At 46.8% G+C, this 16,611-nt stretch carries 18 protein-coding genes and 1 tRNA gene; 4 read left to right on the forward strand and 15 right to left on the reverse strand.

The genetic code is table 11. The annotated features are described in order from the left end of the window. Window positions 1-145: 145 nt before the first annotated feature. The 12 genes from H6G46_RS06405 to H6G46_RS06460 form a co-directional block, all read right to left on the reverse strand. Window positions 146-1,006: a Uma2 family endonuclease gene (locus H6G46_RS06405; RefSeq protein ID WP_010871536.1), complete on the reverse strand. Its 861-nt coding sequence runs from the start codon at window positions 1,004-1,006 to the stop codon at window positions 146-148. Between the two features lie 50 nt (window positions 1,007-1,056). After that, window positions 1,057-1,509, reverse strand: coding sequence for a DUF29 domain-containing protein (locus H6G46_RS06410; protein WP_010871535.1), 453 nt, complete (start codon window positions 1,507-1,509; stop codon window positions 1,057-1,059). Window positions 1,510-1,543: 34 nt separating this feature from the next. After that, the gene (locus tag H6G46_RS06415) at window positions 1,544-2,764 is read right to left on the reverse strand and encodes a class I SAM-dependent methyltransferase (protein ID WP_020861422.1); all 1,221 of its coding nucleotides are present in this window, start codon (window positions 2,762-2,764) and stop codon (window positions 1,544-1,546) included. Further along, window positions 2,761-3,330, reverse strand: coding sequence for a dTDP-4-dehydrorhamnose 3,5-epimerase (gene rfbC / locus H6G46_RS06420; protein WP_010871533.1), 570 nt, complete (start codon window positions 3,328-3,330; stop codon window positions 2,761-2,763). The genes H6G46_RS06415 and rfbC overlap by 4 nt, the downstream gene beginning before the upstream one ends. A gap of 18 nt (window positions 3,331-3,348) precedes the next feature. Beyond that, window positions 3,349-4,431, reverse strand: a complete 1,083-nt coding sequence (gene rfbG / locus H6G46_RS06425; protein WP_010871532.1) for a CDP-glucose 4,6-dehydratase — start codon at window positions 4,429-4,431, stop codon at window positions 3,349-3,351. Beyond that, complete coding sequence (gene rfbF / locus H6G46_RS06430) at window positions 4,432-5,202, reverse strand: glucose-1-phosphate cytidylyltransferase (protein ID WP_010871531.1); 771 nt, start codon at window positions 5,200-5,202, stop codon at window positions 4,432-4,434. Beyond that, window positions 5,199-6,491, reverse strand: coding sequence for an ABC transporter ATP-binding protein (locus H6G46_RS06435; RefSeq protein ID WP_010871530.1), 1,293 nt, complete (start codon window positions 6,489-6,491; stop codon window positions 5,199-5,201). Before H6G46_RS06435 ends, rfbF begins: the two co-directional genes overlap by 4 nt. A gap of 161 nt (window positions 6,492-6,652) precedes the next feature. Next, a complete protein-coding gene (locus H6G46_RS06440; RefSeq protein ID WP_010871529.1) occupies window positions 6,653-7,216 on the reverse strand; it encodes a Uma2 family endonuclease in 564 nt (187 codons plus the stop codon). Between the two features lie 70 nt (window positions 7,217-7,286). After that, on the reverse strand, window positions 7,287-7,718 hold the full coding sequence (locus H6G46_RS06445) for a DUF29 domain-containing protein (RefSeq protein ID WP_010871528.1): 432 nt from the start codon (window positions 7,716-7,718) through the stop codon (window positions 7,287-7,289). Window positions 7,719-7,884: 166 nt separating this feature from the next. Then, window positions 7,885-8,211 carry a hypothetical protein gene (locus H6G46_RS06450; protein ID WP_041428165.1) on the reverse strand — a complete coding sequence of 109 codons (327 nt, stop codon included), beginning with the start codon at window positions 8,209-8,211 and terminating at the stop codon, window positions 7,885-7,887. 244 nt (window positions 8,212-8,455) lie between these two features. Continuing rightward, the gene (locus tag H6G46_RS06455) at window positions 8,456-9,286 is read right to left on the reverse strand and encodes an ABC transporter permease (RefSeq protein WP_010871526.1); all 831 of its coding nucleotides are present in this window, start codon (window positions 9,284-9,286) and stop codon (window positions 8,456-8,458) included. 38 nt (window positions 9,287-9,324) lie between these two features. Continuing rightward, complete coding sequence (locus H6G46_RS06460) at window positions 9,325-10,053, reverse strand: Uma2 family endonuclease (RefSeq protein ID WP_010871525.1); 729 nt, start codon at window positions 10,051-10,053, stop codon at window positions 9,325-9,327. Window positions 10,054-10,630: 577 nt separating this feature from the next. Here H6G46_RS06460 and H6G46_RS06465 point away from each other — a divergent pair. Both H6G46_RS06465 and H6G46_RS06470 read left to right on the forward strand, forming a co-directional pair. Beyond that, window positions 10,631-10,774, forward strand: coding sequence for a hypothetical protein (locus tag H6G46_RS06465; protein ID WP_158299067.1), 144 nt, complete (start codon window positions 10,631-10,633; stop codon window positions 10,772-10,774). A gap of 173 nt (window positions 10,775-10,947) precedes the next feature. After that, a complete protein-coding gene (locus H6G46_RS06470) occupies window positions 10,948-13,218 on the forward strand; it encodes an exopolysaccharide transport family protein (protein WP_010871523.1) in 2,271 nt (756 codons plus the stop codon). 65 nt (window positions 13,219-13,283) lie between these two features. On the opposite strand, the gene H6G46_RS06475 is transcribed toward H6G46_RS06470, so the two are convergent. After that, a tRNA-Val gene (locus H6G46_RS06475) sits at window positions 13,284-13,356 on the reverse strand. Between the two features lie 99 nt (window positions 13,357-13,455). Here H6G46_RS06475 and H6G46_RS06480 point away from each other — a divergent pair. Then, window positions 13,456-14,010, forward strand: a complete 555-nt coding sequence (locus tag H6G46_RS06480) for a metal-binding protein (RefSeq protein ID WP_010871522.1) — start codon at window positions 13,456-13,458, stop codon at window positions 14,008-14,010. Window positions 14,011-14,033: 23 nt separating this feature from the next. Here H6G46_RS06480 and H6G46_RS06485 read toward each other — a convergent pair whose 3' ends face one another. Together H6G46_RS06485 and infC are read right to left on the reverse strand one after the other, a co-directional pair. Further along, the gene (locus tag H6G46_RS06485; RefSeq protein WP_010871521.1) at window positions 14,034-14,891 is read right to left on the reverse strand and encodes a YaaW family protein; all 858 of its coding nucleotides are present in this window, start codon (window positions 14,889-14,891) and stop codon (window positions 14,034-14,036) included. A 303-nt stretch (window positions 14,892-15,194) separates the two neighbouring features. Continuing rightward, window positions 15,195-15,728: a translation initiation factor IF-3 gene (gene infC, locus H6G46_RS06490; RefSeq protein ID WP_010871520.1), complete on the reverse strand. Its 534-nt coding sequence runs from the start codon at window positions 15,726-15,728 to the stop codon at window positions 15,195-15,197. 266 nt (window positions 15,729-15,994) lie between these two features. On the opposite strand from infC, the gene H6G46_RS06495 reads away from it, so the two are divergent. After that, window positions 15,995-16,603: a Uma2 family endonuclease gene (locus tag H6G46_RS06495; protein WP_010871519.1), complete on the forward strand. Its 609-nt coding sequence runs from the start codon at window positions 15,995-15,997 to the stop codon at window positions 16,601-16,603. Window positions 16,604-16,611 lie beyond the last annotated feature (8 nt).

Below are 16,611 nucleotides of genomic sequence, written 5' to 3' on the forward strand. Positions count from 1 at the left end.
TTATTTTCCCCGTTAAGTAAATTAAGAACTAAGTGACCTTTTAGCATCTTTTCTTCATAGCTGGCCTCAGCGGTGGAGTTCTCCACTTTAAAGTTTGGTGATCGAGGGATTAGTGTAGTAAACGCGGAATTTAGACATAAACTAATTAATCTATAGAAATACCAAGGGATCTAACTTTATCTTGTAATTTTTGTAGTTCAGCCTTAGCCTGTTCAGCATCCTGTTGAGCTTGAATTGCCTTGAGTCTTTCCTGTTCAGCATCCTGTTGAGCTTGAATTGCCTTGAGTCTTTCCTGTTCAGCATCCTGTTGAGCTTGAGTTGCCTTGAGTCTTTCCTGTTCAGCATCCTGCTCAGCTTGAATTGCCTTGAGTCTTTCCTGTTCAACCATGGCCATCCCCTTGTCCACTTCTATTCTTACCGCTTCTTGGGGGGTGGGGAGAACAGCGCCCTCTAGGGTGAAATAGCGCAATTCTTGCCCCTCTATTCCCAAGAAAAAACCCAGCACCTTACTCCAAAGCCAACCCTGATCATTGGGTATAATAGGTTGATACTTGTCACCATCTAGCCTAAAGCCCGCCAACTCCAGGGTATCCGGAGAAAAATAAAAATATTCTGGTGTATGAAATCTTTCTGCGTATAAATCTCGTTTCAAATGGCGATCAGTGTCTGCAGTCGAATCCGATAAAAGCTCAATAATCAAATCAGGATAGCGACCATCTTCCTCCCAAACCACCCAAGATTTTCGAGGTTTTCTGGCAGTATTTTTAACCAAGAAAAAGTCAGGACCACGAAAGTCATGACTCTTTAATTGCTGACGGCTAAAATAGATAGTCAAATTTGCACCAATAAAAAAATCGTTTCGGTCTTGCCAGGCCAATTCTAAGCAGGTAACTAACAGTAGTAACTGCATATAGTGCAAAGAACTTTCCATTTCTGGTTCATCGCTCAATAATTGACTAGCATCGGGCATTTGAGCTTCTAACTCTTGGGCAGTTATGGCAGACATAATACTTAATCGTCCGGTAAATTTACCAACAATTATAAAAACTTTTTTGATTATGGCAACCAACCAAAGTCAAGAATTTGACCCAGGGTATAGGGACAAACTTCAGGAAATATTGTTGGTGATAAGTGAGATTTTTTGATAGCCAGTTTGCGGGCTTTGGCGTAGTTTTTTGGTAGAACTGTCTCAAAATGGTTATGAAGAACTTGGGACTCCAGCAGGGAATCAAGCTCTAACCGAAAATTATCAATCTCTTTTTCCCAGCCTTTACCTGACCAGGGGCGTTCAGCTTGCCAATGCTCGTACAAAAGTAGGTGGATGAGAAGACGCAACAGATAACTTTCTACCTTGTGTCGTTGTTCTCGGCCCAATTCTTCTATTTCCTCAATCAAATTAGCCCAATCAATGACGCTAAATTGCTGCTGTTTAAGTTGTGTTAGGGTCAAATCTAACCAGGCAGGATAATCTTGTTCGTAAAGTGAGGTGAGGGCTGTTGCTTCAACCATAGGAGTTGCTTATTTTCTTTACCTGCTCAACATTCTAACAAATCTGTAAATTAGGAATTGCGGTCACAAATTGCCCCCCCCAGTCTCCCACATAGCCCAACTGGGTCATGATCTCTGTCCGTAAATTCCAAGGCAAAATCAGGACAAAATCCGGGTGTTTTTCGGCGATCGCCGTTGGAGGCAAAATGGCAATATGACTACCGGGTAAAAACTTACCCTGCTTAGATGAAGATGCATCACAAACAAAGGGCAACAAATCCGGTTTCACCCCAGCATAATTGAGCAAAGTATTACCTTTAGCCGCTGCCCCATAACCGGCCACCACCTTCCCCGCTGTTTTCTGTTCAATCAAAAAGGCTAGCAATTGATTTTTAATCTGATCTGCCCGTTCCTGGAAATGCTGATAGATTGCTAAATCCTGTAAACCCTGGGCCGTTTCCTGTTTCAATAATTCCCTTACTCGCTCACTAACTTGGCGATCGCCTAGATGACAGCCATAGACCCGTAAACTGCCGCCATGGGTAGGTAACTCTTCCACATCCCACACCTGCAAGCCAGCTTTAGCAAAGATTTTTGTGACCGTGTAGAGAGAAAGATAGGAAAAATGCTCATGGTAAACCGTATCAAATTGGGTCTGGGCCAGTAATTGCATTAGGTGGGGAAATTCTAAGGTAATGGTTCCCCCTGGTTTCAGGGCTTGTTTTAAACCCAACGTAAAATCATTAATATCCGGTACATGGGCAAAGACATTATTACCAATAATCAAATCAGCCTGTTGGCCCTTTGCTGAGAGCGATCGCCCTAAATTTTCTCCAAAAAACTCTTTTAAAACAGCAATCCCTAGTTTTTCCGCCGCCGCCGCCGTGCTAGCTGTTGGTTCAATGCCCAGACAGGGAACCCCCGCCGCCACAAAATTCTTGAGCAGATAGCCATCATTGGCCGCCACCTCAATGACAAAACTATCCGTAGTCAAACCTAGCCGCTCTGTAATCTTTTCCACATAACGGGCCGCATGGCTAAGCCAACTACTAGACGTGCTGGAAAAATAGGCATAGTCCCCACAGAATAACTCTTCCGCCTGGGTGTAGTCTTCTGTTTGTACTAGCCAACACTGTTCACAAACCTTGATCCTTAATGGATAAGTAACCTCCGGTCTACTTAAATCAATCTGGTTCAAATAGGCATTGGACGGGGGGGCAAAACCCAAATCCAGGAATGTTTGCTTTAAAGGTGTATGGCAATGGCGACATTTCATAAACTCAGACCTAAAAAGGTGGAATCTAGTAAGGGGTGATTTTGGTCTCGCTGGGATAATTCGGTAATTGCTTGGGGCCACTCAATCCCTAGGCGAGGATCTTGGGGATTCAACCCCCCTTCCGCCATCGGGTTATAGGCGACCGAGTGACAGTAAATCAATTCAACATCATCGCTCAAGGCTTGAAAACCATGGGCACAGCCTTCGGGTATCAACAATGCCCTATTGTTATCCGCACTTAGTACTACCCCTTGCCAAGTCAAAAAAGTGGGGGAATCAACCCGCAAATCCACCGCCACATCCCAAACCTGACCCCGAATGCAAGTAACCAATTTCATTTCCGCAGAGGGAGGATTTTGGTAATGCATACCTCGCACAGTGCCGCCTTGGGCCGTATGGGTATGGTTAATCTGGGCAATGGGTTTATGCCAACCTACTTCCTTCAACTCCTCAGCACAAAACAAACGGGCCAAAAATCCCCGGCGATCGCCGATGGGCTGACGGATAACGGTTCTGAGTCCGGCAATGCCCAAATCTTCAGTCAAAAATCTTCCCATAGTAGTCATTTTTGCTGGGTTTTTGTTTCAGATAGCAAGGTCTGACAGAGCCATTAGCTCCTTTTCATATTCTTCAATTTCTGTCTGACAAAGAGTTAATGGGCTTTCTCCCTGTCGTTGAGAACGATACCAGATCATTGTGCGTCGTACTGCCTCCTCGACCCCCCAACTAGGACGATATCCCAGTAAAGTTCGCGCTTTTGCAATCTCGAGGGATAACCAACCCGCCTCATGGGGCCCTTCATTGCCATCGCCATATTCCACTTGCAAGCCGGGTTCTATTCGCGAAGCAAATTCTAATATTTGACGCACAGTGGCTGCGTCTTTTGTTTCCGGGCCTAGGTTATAGGCCCCTGCCAATTCTGGTGAATGCCAAAGTTTTTGAGCTAACAATAAATAGCCAGCTAGAGGCTCTAACACATGTTGCCAGGGACGAATAGCTTGGGGACGACGGATTATGACCATCGTTTTTGCATCTAGGGCGCGGACAACATCAGGAATGAGACGATCCTCTGACCAATCTCCCCCTCCGATGACATTGCCGGCCCGGGCGCTGGCCACGGCCACTCCTTGTTCTCGAAGAAAGGCATCACGATAACTGGCTACTACGATTTCGCAGGCGGCCTTGCTCGCACTATAGGGATCATGACCTCCCAGTTGATCATCTTCTCGGTATGGCCAACACCATTCAACATTGCGATAAACCTTATCGGTAGTCACAATCACCACCACTCGCACTGAGTCAGAGGCCCGCAACGCCTCAAGAAGGTGGGCAGTTCCCATCACGTTAGTGGCAAAAGTGCCGACTGGATCACGATAGCTACGGCGCACTAGAGGCTGGGCTGCAAGGTGAAAGACAATCTCCGGCCTGGCTTCGGCGATCGCCTTTTGAAGATTCGCTAAATCATTGACATCAGCCCGAGTATCAGAGCGCAAACATTTAGCAATTTCAGCCAGTTCACATAAGTTAGGGTTTGTCAGAGGATCTAATGAATAGCCCGACACCTTTGCTCCCAACTGACTGAGCCAGAGAGTTAACCAACTGCCTTTAAAACCCGTATGGCCCGTTAAAAAAACGGATTTACCTTGCCAAAACGACTTATCTAGCATTTACCATACCTTCCAAGGAGCCTGACCAGATTGCCACAACTCTTCTAGATGATTCTTATCCCGTAAAGTATCCATTGGTTGCCAAAAACCCCTATGCTCAAATGCCATCAACTCCCCCTTACCAGACAATTCAGTTAGGGGCTCACCCTCCCAACTATCCATATCCCCCCCAATAAAATCCAAGCAACGGGGAGATAAAACAAAGAAACCGCCGTTAATTAGACCGCCATCACCGGGAGGCTTTTCCGTAAACCCGAAAACCTTAGAGTTTTCTAATTTCAGTGCGCCGTATCGACCGGGGGGCACAACTGCTGTGACCGTAGCCAACCTACCATGACTTTGATGAAAAGCAATTAATTCTTGAATATTAATATTTGCCAAACCATCACCATAGGTAAAACAAAAAGCATTGTCATTTTCAATAAAAGTTTTAATCCGCTTTAATCTTCCCCCTGTAAGGGAATTTTCCCCGGTATCCACTAAGGTCACTTTCCATGGCTCTGCCTTTCTCTGATGGACAATCATTTCATTGGAAACCATGTCAAAGGTTACATCGGACATATGTAGAAAATAATTGGCAAAATATTCCTTAATAACATAGCCTTTATAACCACAGCAAATAATAAAATCATTTACACCGTAGGCAGAATAGAGTTTAAGGATGTGCCAGAGAATGGGTCGCCCGCCAATGTCAATCATCGGCTTAGGTCGAAGATGAGTTTCTTCGGAAATTCTAGTCCCCAAGCCACCGGCAAGAATTACAGCTTTCATGCAATTTTCTCCACATTCCAGTCAAGTACTGGCCTTAAAACCCCTGGTATCGGCCCTACATAACCCATGCCCCGGGTTATCACCCCTTCAATCGGGTCAGTCACATTAAAAACCAAAGCAGATTGATCATAAAAACTGACGTGGACGCCTGAGTGCATAAACGTGACAGCCAATCCCACCGAGTAAACACCGTCGTTCAAAAAATTGGCCGGGATATGACAAAGGGCACGATAAACTCCCTCTTCTAGAGGAGAATTTATATCAACCATAGCGGCAGTCACAAAAGCACAATTATTTTTATCATCATAAAAGTGAAAATTTGGATAGGGGGTGCCTGGTGTTTTTTGTTGAACTTCATATTCCATATAAACCGTTAGGGGCTCATCAATCCGAACATCTAAAGATTGCTCTCCTTTTTCATTTTCGATCCATCCCCTTCTTAAAACTGCTAAATGGTCTCCAGGGGGAGAAGGAGATGAAGTATAGTCAACAGAGCCTGGACTATGCTGTCCATCACTTTGGTAATAGGCAATTACAGAGCCGGGACTTCCTTCCTTAATAACTTCGCCGTGCTTTAGGAGAAAACAGCTATTACATAAAGAAGCAATCATGGGCATAGCATGGCTAACAAAAATTACCGTTCTACCCTCTTTTTCTGCAACATCCTCCATTTTGCCAAGGCAACGTTTTTGAAACTGGGCATCTCCCACCGCCAACACTTCATCCACAATTAAAATTTCCGGCTCCAAATGGGCCGCCACCGCAAACGCCAAGCGCACATACATCCCCGAAGAATACCGCTTGACAGGAGTATCCAAAAACTTCTCCACCTCCGCAAACGCCACAATCTCATCAAACTTCTTCTTAATTTCCGCCTTGCCCATCCCCAAAATCGCCCCATTCAGATAAATATTCTCCCGCCCCGTCAACTCAGGATGGAACCCCGTCCCCACCTCCAACAGACTCGCCACCCGACCCTTAATAGAAATGCGCCCCTCCGTCGGCTCCGTAATCCGGCTGAGAATCTTTAAAAGTGTTGACTTACCCGCCCCATTGCGCCCAATAATGCCAACCCGATCGCCCTGCTTAATTTCAAAGGACACATCCTTCAGCGCCCAAAACTCTTCGTGGGTAGGGTAATCTTCCTTACCATTACGTCTAAACATCTGACCAAAGGAGCGGGCCTTCTCTGCCATCATATCCCGGAGAGTTGTATAGCGTTCCCGCCGCTGGTGACCGATGATATATTTTTTCCCAAGATTTTCCACTCGAATGACTGTATCAGACATAAATAAAGTTTTTAAAACGCCCTAACCAGATAGCGTAAGCTTACCAGACAAAGCCAAAAAAATAATTGTTCAATTCTTAATCAGGAAAAAACTCTGGATTTAGTAACTCATCCGCAGAAAACTGACAACTTTTAGGAATTAGCCATAGACCACAAAAAAAACTAGTCTAGAGAAATGCTAAATCCGGGTAAAACATTCTCCCCAGACAATTTTGTGGGGAGATTAGTTATTTCTGTGGGTTGATTTTGGCGGTAGATCTCCACCTGTTTTTGTTGTGGATTGATTAGCCAGCCTAGTTGCAAACCAGATGTTAGGTACTCTAGCATTTTGTCTTGTAGGGGTTTAAGACGATCACTTTTTGATCTGAGTTCAATCACAAAATCAGGACAAATTGGGGGAAAACCCTCTCGTTCTGCTGGGGTTAACTTTTCCCAATTACCTCGGGAGACCCAAGCCACATCGGGGGAGCGATCGCCACCTTGGGGTAGGCTAAAGATTGTTGAGGAACTAAAGACAATTCCGAGTTGACTCTGATAATTCCAGAGAGAAACTTTGAAAATAAGGCTCGCTTCTTGGGCACCACTTTCACCACCAACTGGGGACAGAATGATGAGCTTCCCTTGGGGGTTTCTTTCTAGGCTGAGGTCAGGATTGTTTTGACAGAGCTGATAAAATTGCCCTCGGTTCAACGAAATAATTGGCTGAAGGTCTAAAACGGTAGCCATAATGGTGCAGCTTAGAAGAGTGAATTAATTTTAACAATTGGTTTTCATTTGGCGATCGCCCTCTAGAGGATCATTCACCGAGGGAAATAACGCGACTTAATACATCTTCCATATCGTATAGGCAATCTTTGGGAAAATCTAAATCAGTTTCCCGGATCGCGTCGGCCCGCGCCAGCCGATACATTTTAGCGAGAGACACCCCATCATTGAGATAACGCTGCAGACTGGGACTGTCCTCAAGATATAGTTCAATATTGTTCCGCTCTCGATCAATTGTATTCTGCCAACTGCGGGAACGTTTCTGGGGCTGGTAGTCCCAATTGAGGAAGTGATGAAGAATTAAACGTAAACTACTTAAAAGGCGATCCCTTTCCCGTTTTGACAAATCCCGGACTTCCTCCACTAAATTCTCGATATCAAGGGACGTAAAATCCCCTGCAGCAAGGAGATCGGCCATGGTTTCTGCCCATCGACTAAAATCTCTTTCGTAAAGTTGCTCCATAGTAGTAGTAGTATTTAGTCACTCTTTTTATTGGATGGGGTCAGCCAGAAAATCTAACCACATCAAAAATGGAGAGAAGATGATTTCATTGTAATGGGCAAATTCCTAGGCGATCGCCTTTACGAGAACAGATCACCATATTCAGCCAGTAGTGCTAAGGCCTCCCTTAAGAGTCTTCGATTTCGGTCTGAGGGGTCAAGCTGGAATTGTATTTCGGCAATACGGCATCGAGTTTCGATTCGAGTTCGCGCAATTTGGCGTTCTCTCTCCTCAGCTCTTCGAGACTCATCTGCTCTTTCCTGAGCCATTCTGCGTTGCCCTTCCTCAACTCTTCGTTGTGCTTCTTGAGCCAAGCGGTTTGTTTCTCGATTTCGACGGTTCCACTCAACGCCGAAATTAGCCAATGTAGCCAGGAGGGCTGCCACAGTGAATCCATTGCTCCACTGTCGGGGATTGGCAACGAGTCCGAGGAATTCAAAGTCGGTTTGGTCATAGAACCTCAAAAAGGCGATCGTAATCAATAGCACCGTTAAGATGCTTGATGGCAATAATGCCAGGAAATTTAATCACATTGAGGGTCAGGGCAAGATAATCCTATTTTAATGGGTAGCTTACTTTGGCGATCGCCATTGTTCAACTGTTCAACCTGAGCAACTTGTGCCACGGTCAAACCCAATTCAGGCAACTGTATTTAAAATCCTTCAATAGCTCATAAAACCATTTGTTTGTTGCCATGGTTAAATCACATCAGCGAAGGTGCGTTCCATCTTACGAAAATAGAGAATTCCTGTTATAAAAATAATGATCACCAACAGTAAAGACAACAAAAAACCCGGCAGAAATATAGTTGATTCTCCCCCCAAAATCGCCCAACGAAAACCATCAATTACACTCACCATCGGGTTAATGGAATAGAGCAATCGCCATTTTTCCGGCACCACATTACTACTAAAACCCACCGGGGAAATGTACAAACCAAATTGGACAATGAATGGCACAATGTAGCGAAAATCTCGGTATTTGACATTGAGGGAACAAAGCCATAACCCTGCTCCCATGGAAGCCATAAAGGCAATCAAAATGAAGAAAGGCAATGTAATCACATGCCAACTGGGCAAGAAATTATACCAAGCCATCAGCCCCAACATAATCATCCCAGAAATTAAAAAATCAACAAAGCTAGTCACCACGGCACTGGTAGGCACCACTAAGCGAGGAAAATACACCTTAGAAATTAGATTGGCATTGGCAATTAGACTATCGCTGGCGGAACTAAGGGAAGTGGAAAAAAACTGCCAGGGCAACATTCCCGCAAACACCAGAATGGGATAGGGCACCCCCTCCGAAGGTAAATTAGCCAACTTACCAAATACCACCGTAAACACCACCATGGTCAAAAATGGCCGGATTAAGGCCCAAGCTATACCGATCGCCGTTTGTTTGTACCGTACCGCAATGTCCCGCCAAGCCAGGGTGTAAAACAATTCCCGGTAACGCCATAGGTCTTGCCAATACTGACGCTCCGTGCGTCCTGCTTCAATAATCAGTTCTGGGGGGGAAGTTTTCATACTTGAGGTCAATTTTTGCTACGCCCAAAGGCCCATGGCTAAACATCATCGGGATCCAATCCCAACTCCCTCAGCTTGGCCGCCAGGCGATCGGCCCTGAATTTTTCTTGGTCCGCCCGTTGAGCCTCCTGCTCTACCTTTGCCATGGCCTGGTCAGGCCTCAATATTTCCTGTTGGGCCGCCTCCTCAGGGGTAGGTACTAAAATTCCCTCCACGGAAAAATAGCGCAACTGACCCTGGTGGATGCCAAGAAAAAATCCCAGCGCCTCACTCCATAGCCATCCTTGCTCATTGGGAATTACGGGAGAGTATTGGTTGAAATTTAACCTAAAACCGGCAAATTCCAAAGTTTCAGGGGAAAAATAAAAATACTCAGGGGTGTGGAACCTAGTGGCATAAAGGTCCAGCTTGGTGGTTCTATCCACTTTGGCAGTGGACTCGAAAAGTAGCTCAATGATCAAGTCGGGGTAGCGCCCGTCTTCCTCCCACACGACCCAGGAATTGCGGGGGTGTCTGGTGGTATTCTTGACCAGGAAAAAATCAGGGCCTCGAAAATCACGGTGTTTGAGTTGTTGTCGACTGAAGTAGATGGTTAGGTTGGCACCAATAAAAAAATCATCCCTCTGACGCCAGGCCCACTCCAGACTAGTAACTAGCAAGAGCAGTTGCAAATAATGCACTGAACTTTCCATCTCCGGTTCATCACTCAAAAGCATAGTGGCATCCGGCATTTGTGATTCCAGTTCCTGGGCCGTTATTGCTGACATATTGTCCTCCGAATGATGATGGAGAAGGGCCGGCTTCCATCATAATGGCTTGCCCCAAGTGGGCAGAAATCCTGCCGGGCATTTATGTCGCCGTTCTCCCCTGGACCGCAAATGGGAGCAAACTATTGGCTTTTCACCGGTTACATTTCCTATTTTTGGCCACAGGAATCCTGCATACGTTCTTAGCTTGGTCTAAGAATACGGCAGACGAAACCGAGATCTGTGGGACCGTCGAGGCTCCGGCTAGGGTGGAAAAACGAAAATTCAATTGTTTTTATAAGAAAAAAACATTCACTCCTGCCGAGAGCTTATACTAAGAACTTCTCCCGCTGTGGAAAACAAAAAAGTTATTCAGTCTGAACTGGTTTTTATTCCAGGATATGAGTCCGTGATCAAGCGAATTCGGTTACAGACAAATCTAATTTATTGACCCATTTTTGTCCAGGTAAACAAGGAAAAATTTGTTATCAATCTTACCTGGTTAATACTTAAGTGTTGCAAACAATACTTAAGTGTGAAGGTTCAAATTTATGGAGACAGGGGTTCTGCGTTAGCATCACACTGACCTAAGACAATTATGGTCATAACAATTCAAACTCTCCATCCCTCCACCCGGCCACAGATGATCATCATCATCGGTGCTAAATCTTTTGGCCAATGGCGATCGCCGATTCTGACTCGGTTTTTTGTCCTCCGGCCCTGCTGTAGTCCGAGGAACTAGAACAACCCGGTGGGAGTCCTTCCCAGTAGATCCAGGCTAGTATTGACAGTGCACAGTCACCGAAAATAACGGTAATATTGACCCAAGTAAATAAAACTGCTTCCACACACTAGGTGCTAAACCATGGCTAATTCCCCAAGCATCCTTGCCCAATAACCATTCCCCCCAAGATAATGACCTACAGTTACCCAGAATTGCCCCAAGGTAGCCCCCCCCCTCCGCTAGTTGGAGCATACGGTGCTGAAGAAGTGGACTCTTTTTCCCTTGGTAACCTGACAGGTGTATTGAGGAGGAGATGGTGGATTGTTGTCCTGGTGGCCCTAGCGGTGGGAGGCTTGAACCTCAAGCGGCAACTTGATAAGCCGCCGGTTTTTCAATCTAGTTTCCAATTACTGGTTTCCCCCCCCGAGAATGAAACGGTTAATCCCCTGGCCCAACTCCAAGGTTCGGGACTGCTGGGCAGCCTTCCCCGGGGCAAAGAATATTTGAACACCCAGTCGGAAATTCTACAAAGTAATATTCTATTGGAGCCGGTCTGGAGCCAAATTTATGACGCCCTCCCCCCAGAGGAGCAAATTTCCTATAGTAGTTTTCTGGCTAGCCTGTCGGTGATGGTGGTGCCGGACACAGGCATTGTTGAGATCAGCTACCGGGGCAATGACCAAGAAAGGGTCAAGGCGGTTTTGGAGGCTCTAGCTGAACAATATTTAGACTACACCCGTAGAGAGCAAGCCAGACAGGAGAGTGAAAAACTCCGCTTTGTTAATGACCAGTTGCCCAAATTCCAAGACCGGGTGGCAGAGTTGCAAGCGCAAATGTTGGCATTGCAGCAGCAATATAAGTTTTTTGACCCTAGCCAGACAGCAGAAAATCTCAGCTCACGCCTCAACGAAATTAATGTGCTCCGGCAAAATTTGTCGATCAAAATCCAACAACTAACCGCCAAACGAGATGCCCTGGAACAAAAAACGGGCATAGATAACAATAGTGCCTTTGGCTTGAGCTCCCTGGGACAATCCCCTGTCTATGCAGGCTTAGTTAGTCGGCTCAACGAAATCAACCTCAAATTGGCGGAAGCTAGCACCATCTACACTGGCAATAGCCCCCAGATGGAGCAGTTGCAAGAAGAAAAGGATAACGTTTTGCAGTTGATCAGAGCCGAAGCCGAAAAAGAAAAGGGGACGCTCAGCAATGGAGAATTGGATCAGGTCCTCATTGCCACAGACGTGGGGGGGCCCAAGGCAGAAGCTTTGCAGGAACTTGCCAGTGTGGGCATTGAGCTAGATATTCTCAACATTGAACTGGAAAGTATCATTGGGTCGGAAGCGGAACTGAGAAATCAATTGGAAAATTTCACCACCATTGCTGGCGAGTTTGCCAGTCTCCAACAGGAATTGGAGCTTCAAAGAAGTGGTTTAACCCAATTAGTGACCACAAGGCAGGCACTGGAAGTGGAGGTCGCGAGGAGCTTTGTACCCTGGCGCTTAGTTTCCGCCATTACCCTACCCGATACACCGATTAATACCCTGCCCAGGGATATTTTACTTTCTGTCATGCTGGGACTTTTGGCCGGGGGAGGCGCGGCCCTATTGGTTGATAAGCTAGATCCTGCCTATCACAGTGTCGAAGATTTGAGAGCTAGTCAGCACCACACCATCCTAGGGTACATTCCCTTGGAAAAGGATTTGCGAGCCAGTATTAAGTATGGCTCCCCTCTGCCCAATGAGGCAATGCAAGAGTCCTACGCTAGGCTCTATTCCAACCTGTTTTTCCTCAAGCGCAAACGCCAGTGCCATTCCTTTGTGGTTACCTCGGCTGAGTCCGGTGATGGAAAATCTACCACGGCTTTTTTCCTGGCCCAAGCTGCCGCTAAGTTGGGGCAAAAAGTGCTGCTGGTGGATGGCGATCGCTATTTTCCTCAAAAGGAGTCCTGGTTGAAGTTAGCTGAAATTACCGGCTTCGGAGGCGAAAACACCACCCCCGATGGTAATGGCGTCCTCGGCAGTCTGGTGGCCAACTCTAATGGTCACAATGGGGATTTACCCGAACCTTTGGGCAAGAATCTGTTCTACTTCAAAGTCCAAGATGACACCATGACCCCGGAGCAGTTGGTTTCTGCTTCCCAAAATTTTGTCGTCAAAATGAATCAGTGGAAAGAGACTTTCGACCTAATTTTGATCGATACGCCCCCCATTTTGGGTCTAACGGATTCCCGTCTGATTGCAGATCAAACCGATGGTCTGGTGGTGGTGGTGCGCCTCAATAAGACCCGCAAGGATAGCATCAAGGAAGCTTTTCGGGAATTGGCGTTGGCTGATCTCAACGTTATCGGAATTGTGGCCAATGCTATCACTTCTACGTCCGGCGGTTATGGCTACTACTATGGTCGTTACTACAATAACCGTTACTACGATCGTCAAAAAGTTGCCCAGGCAGACAATTAGGATCGGGAGCACAGAACCCCACCTTGCGGGGCAAAAATGGCCAGGTCCAAAAAAGGCTTAACGTATGGGCGATGACGGGCTCGAACCGCCGACATCCTGCTTGTAAGGCAGGCGCTCTACCAACTGAGCTAATCGCCCTTTACTCGTGCTTAACCACTATATCATAGGTTATCGTTTTGTTCGATCGCCATCGGAAAAAATTTTTTCCTAGTTACCTATTCCCTTTTTGCCTTTGCCATGCCCGCCGGTAAAATCCATGACCGCATTACCCTGGGAGCCACCCCAGCGGTTATGGCCATCACATTTATTGGCACTGGTAGTGCCCGACTAACCCTGCTAATGGCGATCGCCTTTGGATTTAGCGGGTTGATGTTTGGCCCGGATCTGGACATCCATTCCTGTCAATATAAAAGGTGGGGCTGGCTGAGATGGGTCTGGCTTCCCTACCGCCACTTCATTCCCCATCGATCGCCCCTTTCCCACGGCTTTTTGATTGGTACGATTTTGCGTTTATTGTATCTAGGCAGTTGGCTGCTACTGGCTTCAGCAGGCATAGGGACAGTGCTGATACTGTTACAAAAGCTTAATTTACAGGGAATTAACTGGTTGATCCCGAGACAATGGCTGGAGCAACACCGTTGGGAACTGCTAACAATTTTTGTTGGCTTGGAGGCAGGGGCCATGGCCCATAGTGTGAGCGATTGGGGAGGTAGTTGGCTCAAAAAAAAGCTAAAGCCACAGCAAAAAAAACACTCTAGCCAAGGCAAGTCTAAATCTCGCCGGCGTTCCTAATAGGTCGAATTAATTAGCCAAACCTAGGCCAGTTGCCAACAGGTTTCCCTCGTTAAACGGATTTGGGCCAGGGTAAAAATCACCGGAATAATACGCCCATAGTTAGTGGCGATCGCTCGCCAGCCCAGATCCGCTAGGAATAATCCCCACAGAGCCGGTCCCAACACCGAAAAAATTGTCCGCACTGCCCCGTAACGAGCCGTTCCCATCAGCACCCCCTGTTTAGCGGTTTGGAGGGCTAACTGATTTTGTAACTGACTGGCGACATTTAGTCCCCCCTTCATCAGCAACGATTTGGCCACTTGATATTGGGCAATGTGTACCGTCACTTGCTGTAAGATGCGCCCCAACAGTAGGGGTCTGAGCACCGAACTAACGGCGATCGCCCCACCTCCCTTGAGGATGACATTGACGGGATTGTGTTGAATTTGCAGGGGCAGAGGTTCCGGCAAAGGAGAATTAATCAGGGACTGTTGGATTTTACGAGTCAAATTATTCTGCTCCGCCGGGGGCAATTTTTGCCAAGCTTGGTTGACCAAGTGGAGAAAAATATCCGTTTCCAAATCCAGGGTAGTCATCTGTTGGGCGTAGGGCACTTTGAGGAATTGACAAACCCGAATGAGGGTGTCCCGGTAGCTAAATTGCTTGGCCTTGCCCCGTAAAACCGTTAGGCCATCGGCGGCTAAATAGCGGAATCTTTCCTCGAGGGAACTTTCCCAGAGGGGACGATCCAAGCTTTGTACCTCCACCGGAAGGGGGGTTTGCAGATAATCCAAAGGATTAAATTTTCTACAAAAGAGAATTTGCGTTAGTTGGGTCAGTTCATCCTCCGTCGCCAACTCTAACGCTGAGCGCAGTTCGTCCAAGACCGTTTCCTCCACCAGTGGGGCTCTGCTAATTTCCCCATTCTAGGACAGGGGCCGAAAACTTGTGCGGCCCTCCGGCAACATTGACCCCGTTGTAACAGCCAAAAGAAAAATCCCCTCAGATCGTCTCAGAACATGCTTTAAAAGCCCCCCTGACCCCCAAATTTAGGGGGAAACTGACTGAAAGTCCTCTAGTATTGCCGGAGCTTTAGTGAGGAGATTTAGGGGGCAGAATAAAACTTTCCAAACACCTTCTCAGGGGATTCACAAAACTTTTTAAGAACCATTCAACGGCGTAGGTTCATCGTTTGTATAGGTCTAAACCTTTTTGGGGGAAAGGAACATCATCATATTGCGTCCTTCCCGTTTGGGAGCCTGCTGGATATCGGCTTCGGTGGCCAGGTCCGTTGCCATGCGGTCCAGTAATTCCTTCGCTAGGTGGGCGTGCTGAATTTCCCGCCCCCGGAAGTTCACCGTTGCCTTGACTTTATCCCCAGCTTTGAGGAAGCGTTTGGCCTGATTGATGCGCACTTGATAGTCGTGTTCATCGATTTTGTACCGCATTTTTACTTCCTTAACGTCGGCGGTATGTTGTTTTTTCTTGGCCTCCCGGGCTTTTTTCTCCTGCTCAAATTTATATTTGCCATAGTCCATGATGCGGCACACCGGCGGATCGGCGGTCTCACTCACTAACACAAGGTCGAGCCCCCGCTCGTCGGCGATTTCCATGGCTTCATTGGGGGTAATGATCCCCAATTGGGCACCGTCACTGTCAATGACTCGTATTTCTGGGAAACGTATTCTTTCGTTAATTTGAGGTAAGTCGCGTTGGGGTCTTCTTTTATCGGCCACAGGTGTTTTTTGTTGAAGTTTGTAGGTAATGTTGGGTTTACAAGCGAAAATGCTGACTTTGCCATTTTACCGATTCTCTCGGATTTTCGGCCTGCAATTTACTCGCTCTCCCCTAGGGTACTCTGGCTTTGGGAAAGGGTAAATGGGGTTATCCGGCCTGTATTTTAGCTTCCCATGGCTAGCCAATGGCGATCGTAAAGATATTTAACGCAATGGTGTGGGGCCATAGAATGAAGGCAATCAATTAGACAAATTTGGCAAGGCAGATGGTTGCGCTCTCCTCCAATGGATACTTTTCCCCCGACGATTACTTAGAGCTGGAAAGCCGCAGTGACGTTAAGCATGAATACATCGATGGCCAGATTTACGCCATGGCCGGCACTGGTGGAATTCACAACATCATCAGTGGCAATTTTTACATGGCCCTTCGTAGTCGCCTCCAAAATTCTGGCTGTCGTGTCTACTTTGCTGATTTGAAGGTGAAACTAAAGGAAGGAAGACGGTTTTATTATCCTGACCTGTTGGTAACTTGTGACGAAAGAGATGCTCCGAGCCAGGCATTTGTTAATTTTCCCAGGGTGATTATTGAGGTTTTGTCGGAATCCACAGAAGGCTTTGACCGGGGCAAAAAGTTTCAGGATTACCGCACCCTGCCCAGTTTATGGGCGTATATTTTGGTCAACGCCCAGCAGTATTTGGTGGAGTGTTTTCAGCGGACTCCCCAGGATTTTTGGTTGCTGAAGTCCTATGAGGGTCTAGAGGCGATCGCCGACATTGAGGCGCTTAATTTAGCCATTCCTTTGGCGGAAATTTATGCCACCCTGAATCTGCCGGCATTGGTGGATGAAGTTGGCATGGAGACTGATTTAACGTAAATATTGTC

It is taken from the genome of Synechocystis sp. FACHB-908 (assembly GCF_014698595.1).
GTDB lineage: Bacteria > Cyanobacteriota > Cyanobacteriia > Cyanobacteriales > Microcystaceae > Synechocystis.

Bases quoted from the DNA above. Each gene is read 5' to 3' on its own strand.
- H6G46_RS06405 (WP_010871536.1), bottom strand. From the start codon at position 1,006: ATGTCTGCCATAACTGCCCAAGAGTTAGAAGCTCAAATGCCCGATGCT.
- H6G46_RS06410 (WP_010871535.1), bottom strand. From the start codon at position 1,509: ATGGTTGAAGCAACAGCCCTCACCTCACTTTACGAACAAGATTATCCT.
- H6G46_RS06415 (WP_020861422.1), bottom strand. From the start codon at position 2,764: ATGAAATGTCGCCATTGCCATACACCTTTAAAGCAAACATTCCTGGAT.
- rfbC (WP_010871533.1), bottom strand. From the start codon at position 3,330: ATGACTACTATGGGAAGATTTTTGACTGAAGATTTGGGCATTGCCGGA.
- rfbG (WP_010871532.1), bottom strand. From the start codon at position 4,431: ATGCTAGATAAGTCGTTTTGGCAAGGTAAATCCGTTTTTTTAACGGGC.
- rfbF (WP_010871531.1), bottom strand. From the start codon at position 5,202: ATGAAAGCTGTAATTCTTGCCGGTGGCTTGGGGACTAGAATTTCCGAA.
- H6G46_RS06435 (WP_010871530.1), bottom strand. From the start codon at position 6,491: ATGTCTGATACAGTCATTCGAGTGGAAAATCTTGGGAAAAAATATATC.
- H6G46_RS06440 (WP_010871529.1), bottom strand. From the start codon at position 7,216: ATGGCTACCGTTTTAGACCTTCAGCCAATTATTTCGTTGAACCGAGGG.
- H6G46_RS06445 (WP_010871528.1), bottom strand. From the start codon at position 7,718: ATGGAGCAACTTTACGAAAGAGATTTTAGTCGATGGGCAGAAACCATG.
- H6G46_RS06450 (WP_041428165.1), bottom strand. From the start codon at position 8,211: ATGACCAAACCGACTTTGAATTCCTCGGACTCGTTGCCAATCCCCGAC.
- H6G46_RS06455 (WP_010871526.1), bottom strand. From the start codon at position 9,286: ATGAAAACTTCCCCCCCAGAACTGATTATTGAAGCAGGACGCACGGAG.
- H6G46_RS06460 (WP_010871525.1), bottom strand. From the start codon at position 10,053: ATGTCAGCAATAACGGCCCAGGAACTGGAATCACAAATGCCGGATGCC.
- H6G46_RS06465 (WP_158299067.1), top strand. From the start codon at position 10,631: ATGGTCATAACAATTCAAACTCTCCATCCCTCCACCCGGCCACAGATG.
- H6G46_RS06470 (WP_010871523.1), top strand. From the start codon at position 10,948: ATGACCTACAGTTACCCAGAATTGCCCCAAGGTAGCCCCCCCCCTCCG.
- H6G46_RS06480 (WP_010871522.1), top strand. From the start codon at position 13,456: ATGCCCGCCGGTAAAATCCATGACCGCATTACCCTGGGAGCCACCCCA.
- H6G46_RS06495 (WP_010871519.1), top strand. From the start codon at position 15,995: ATGGTTGCGCTCTCCTCCAATGGATACTTTTCCCCCGACGATTACTTA.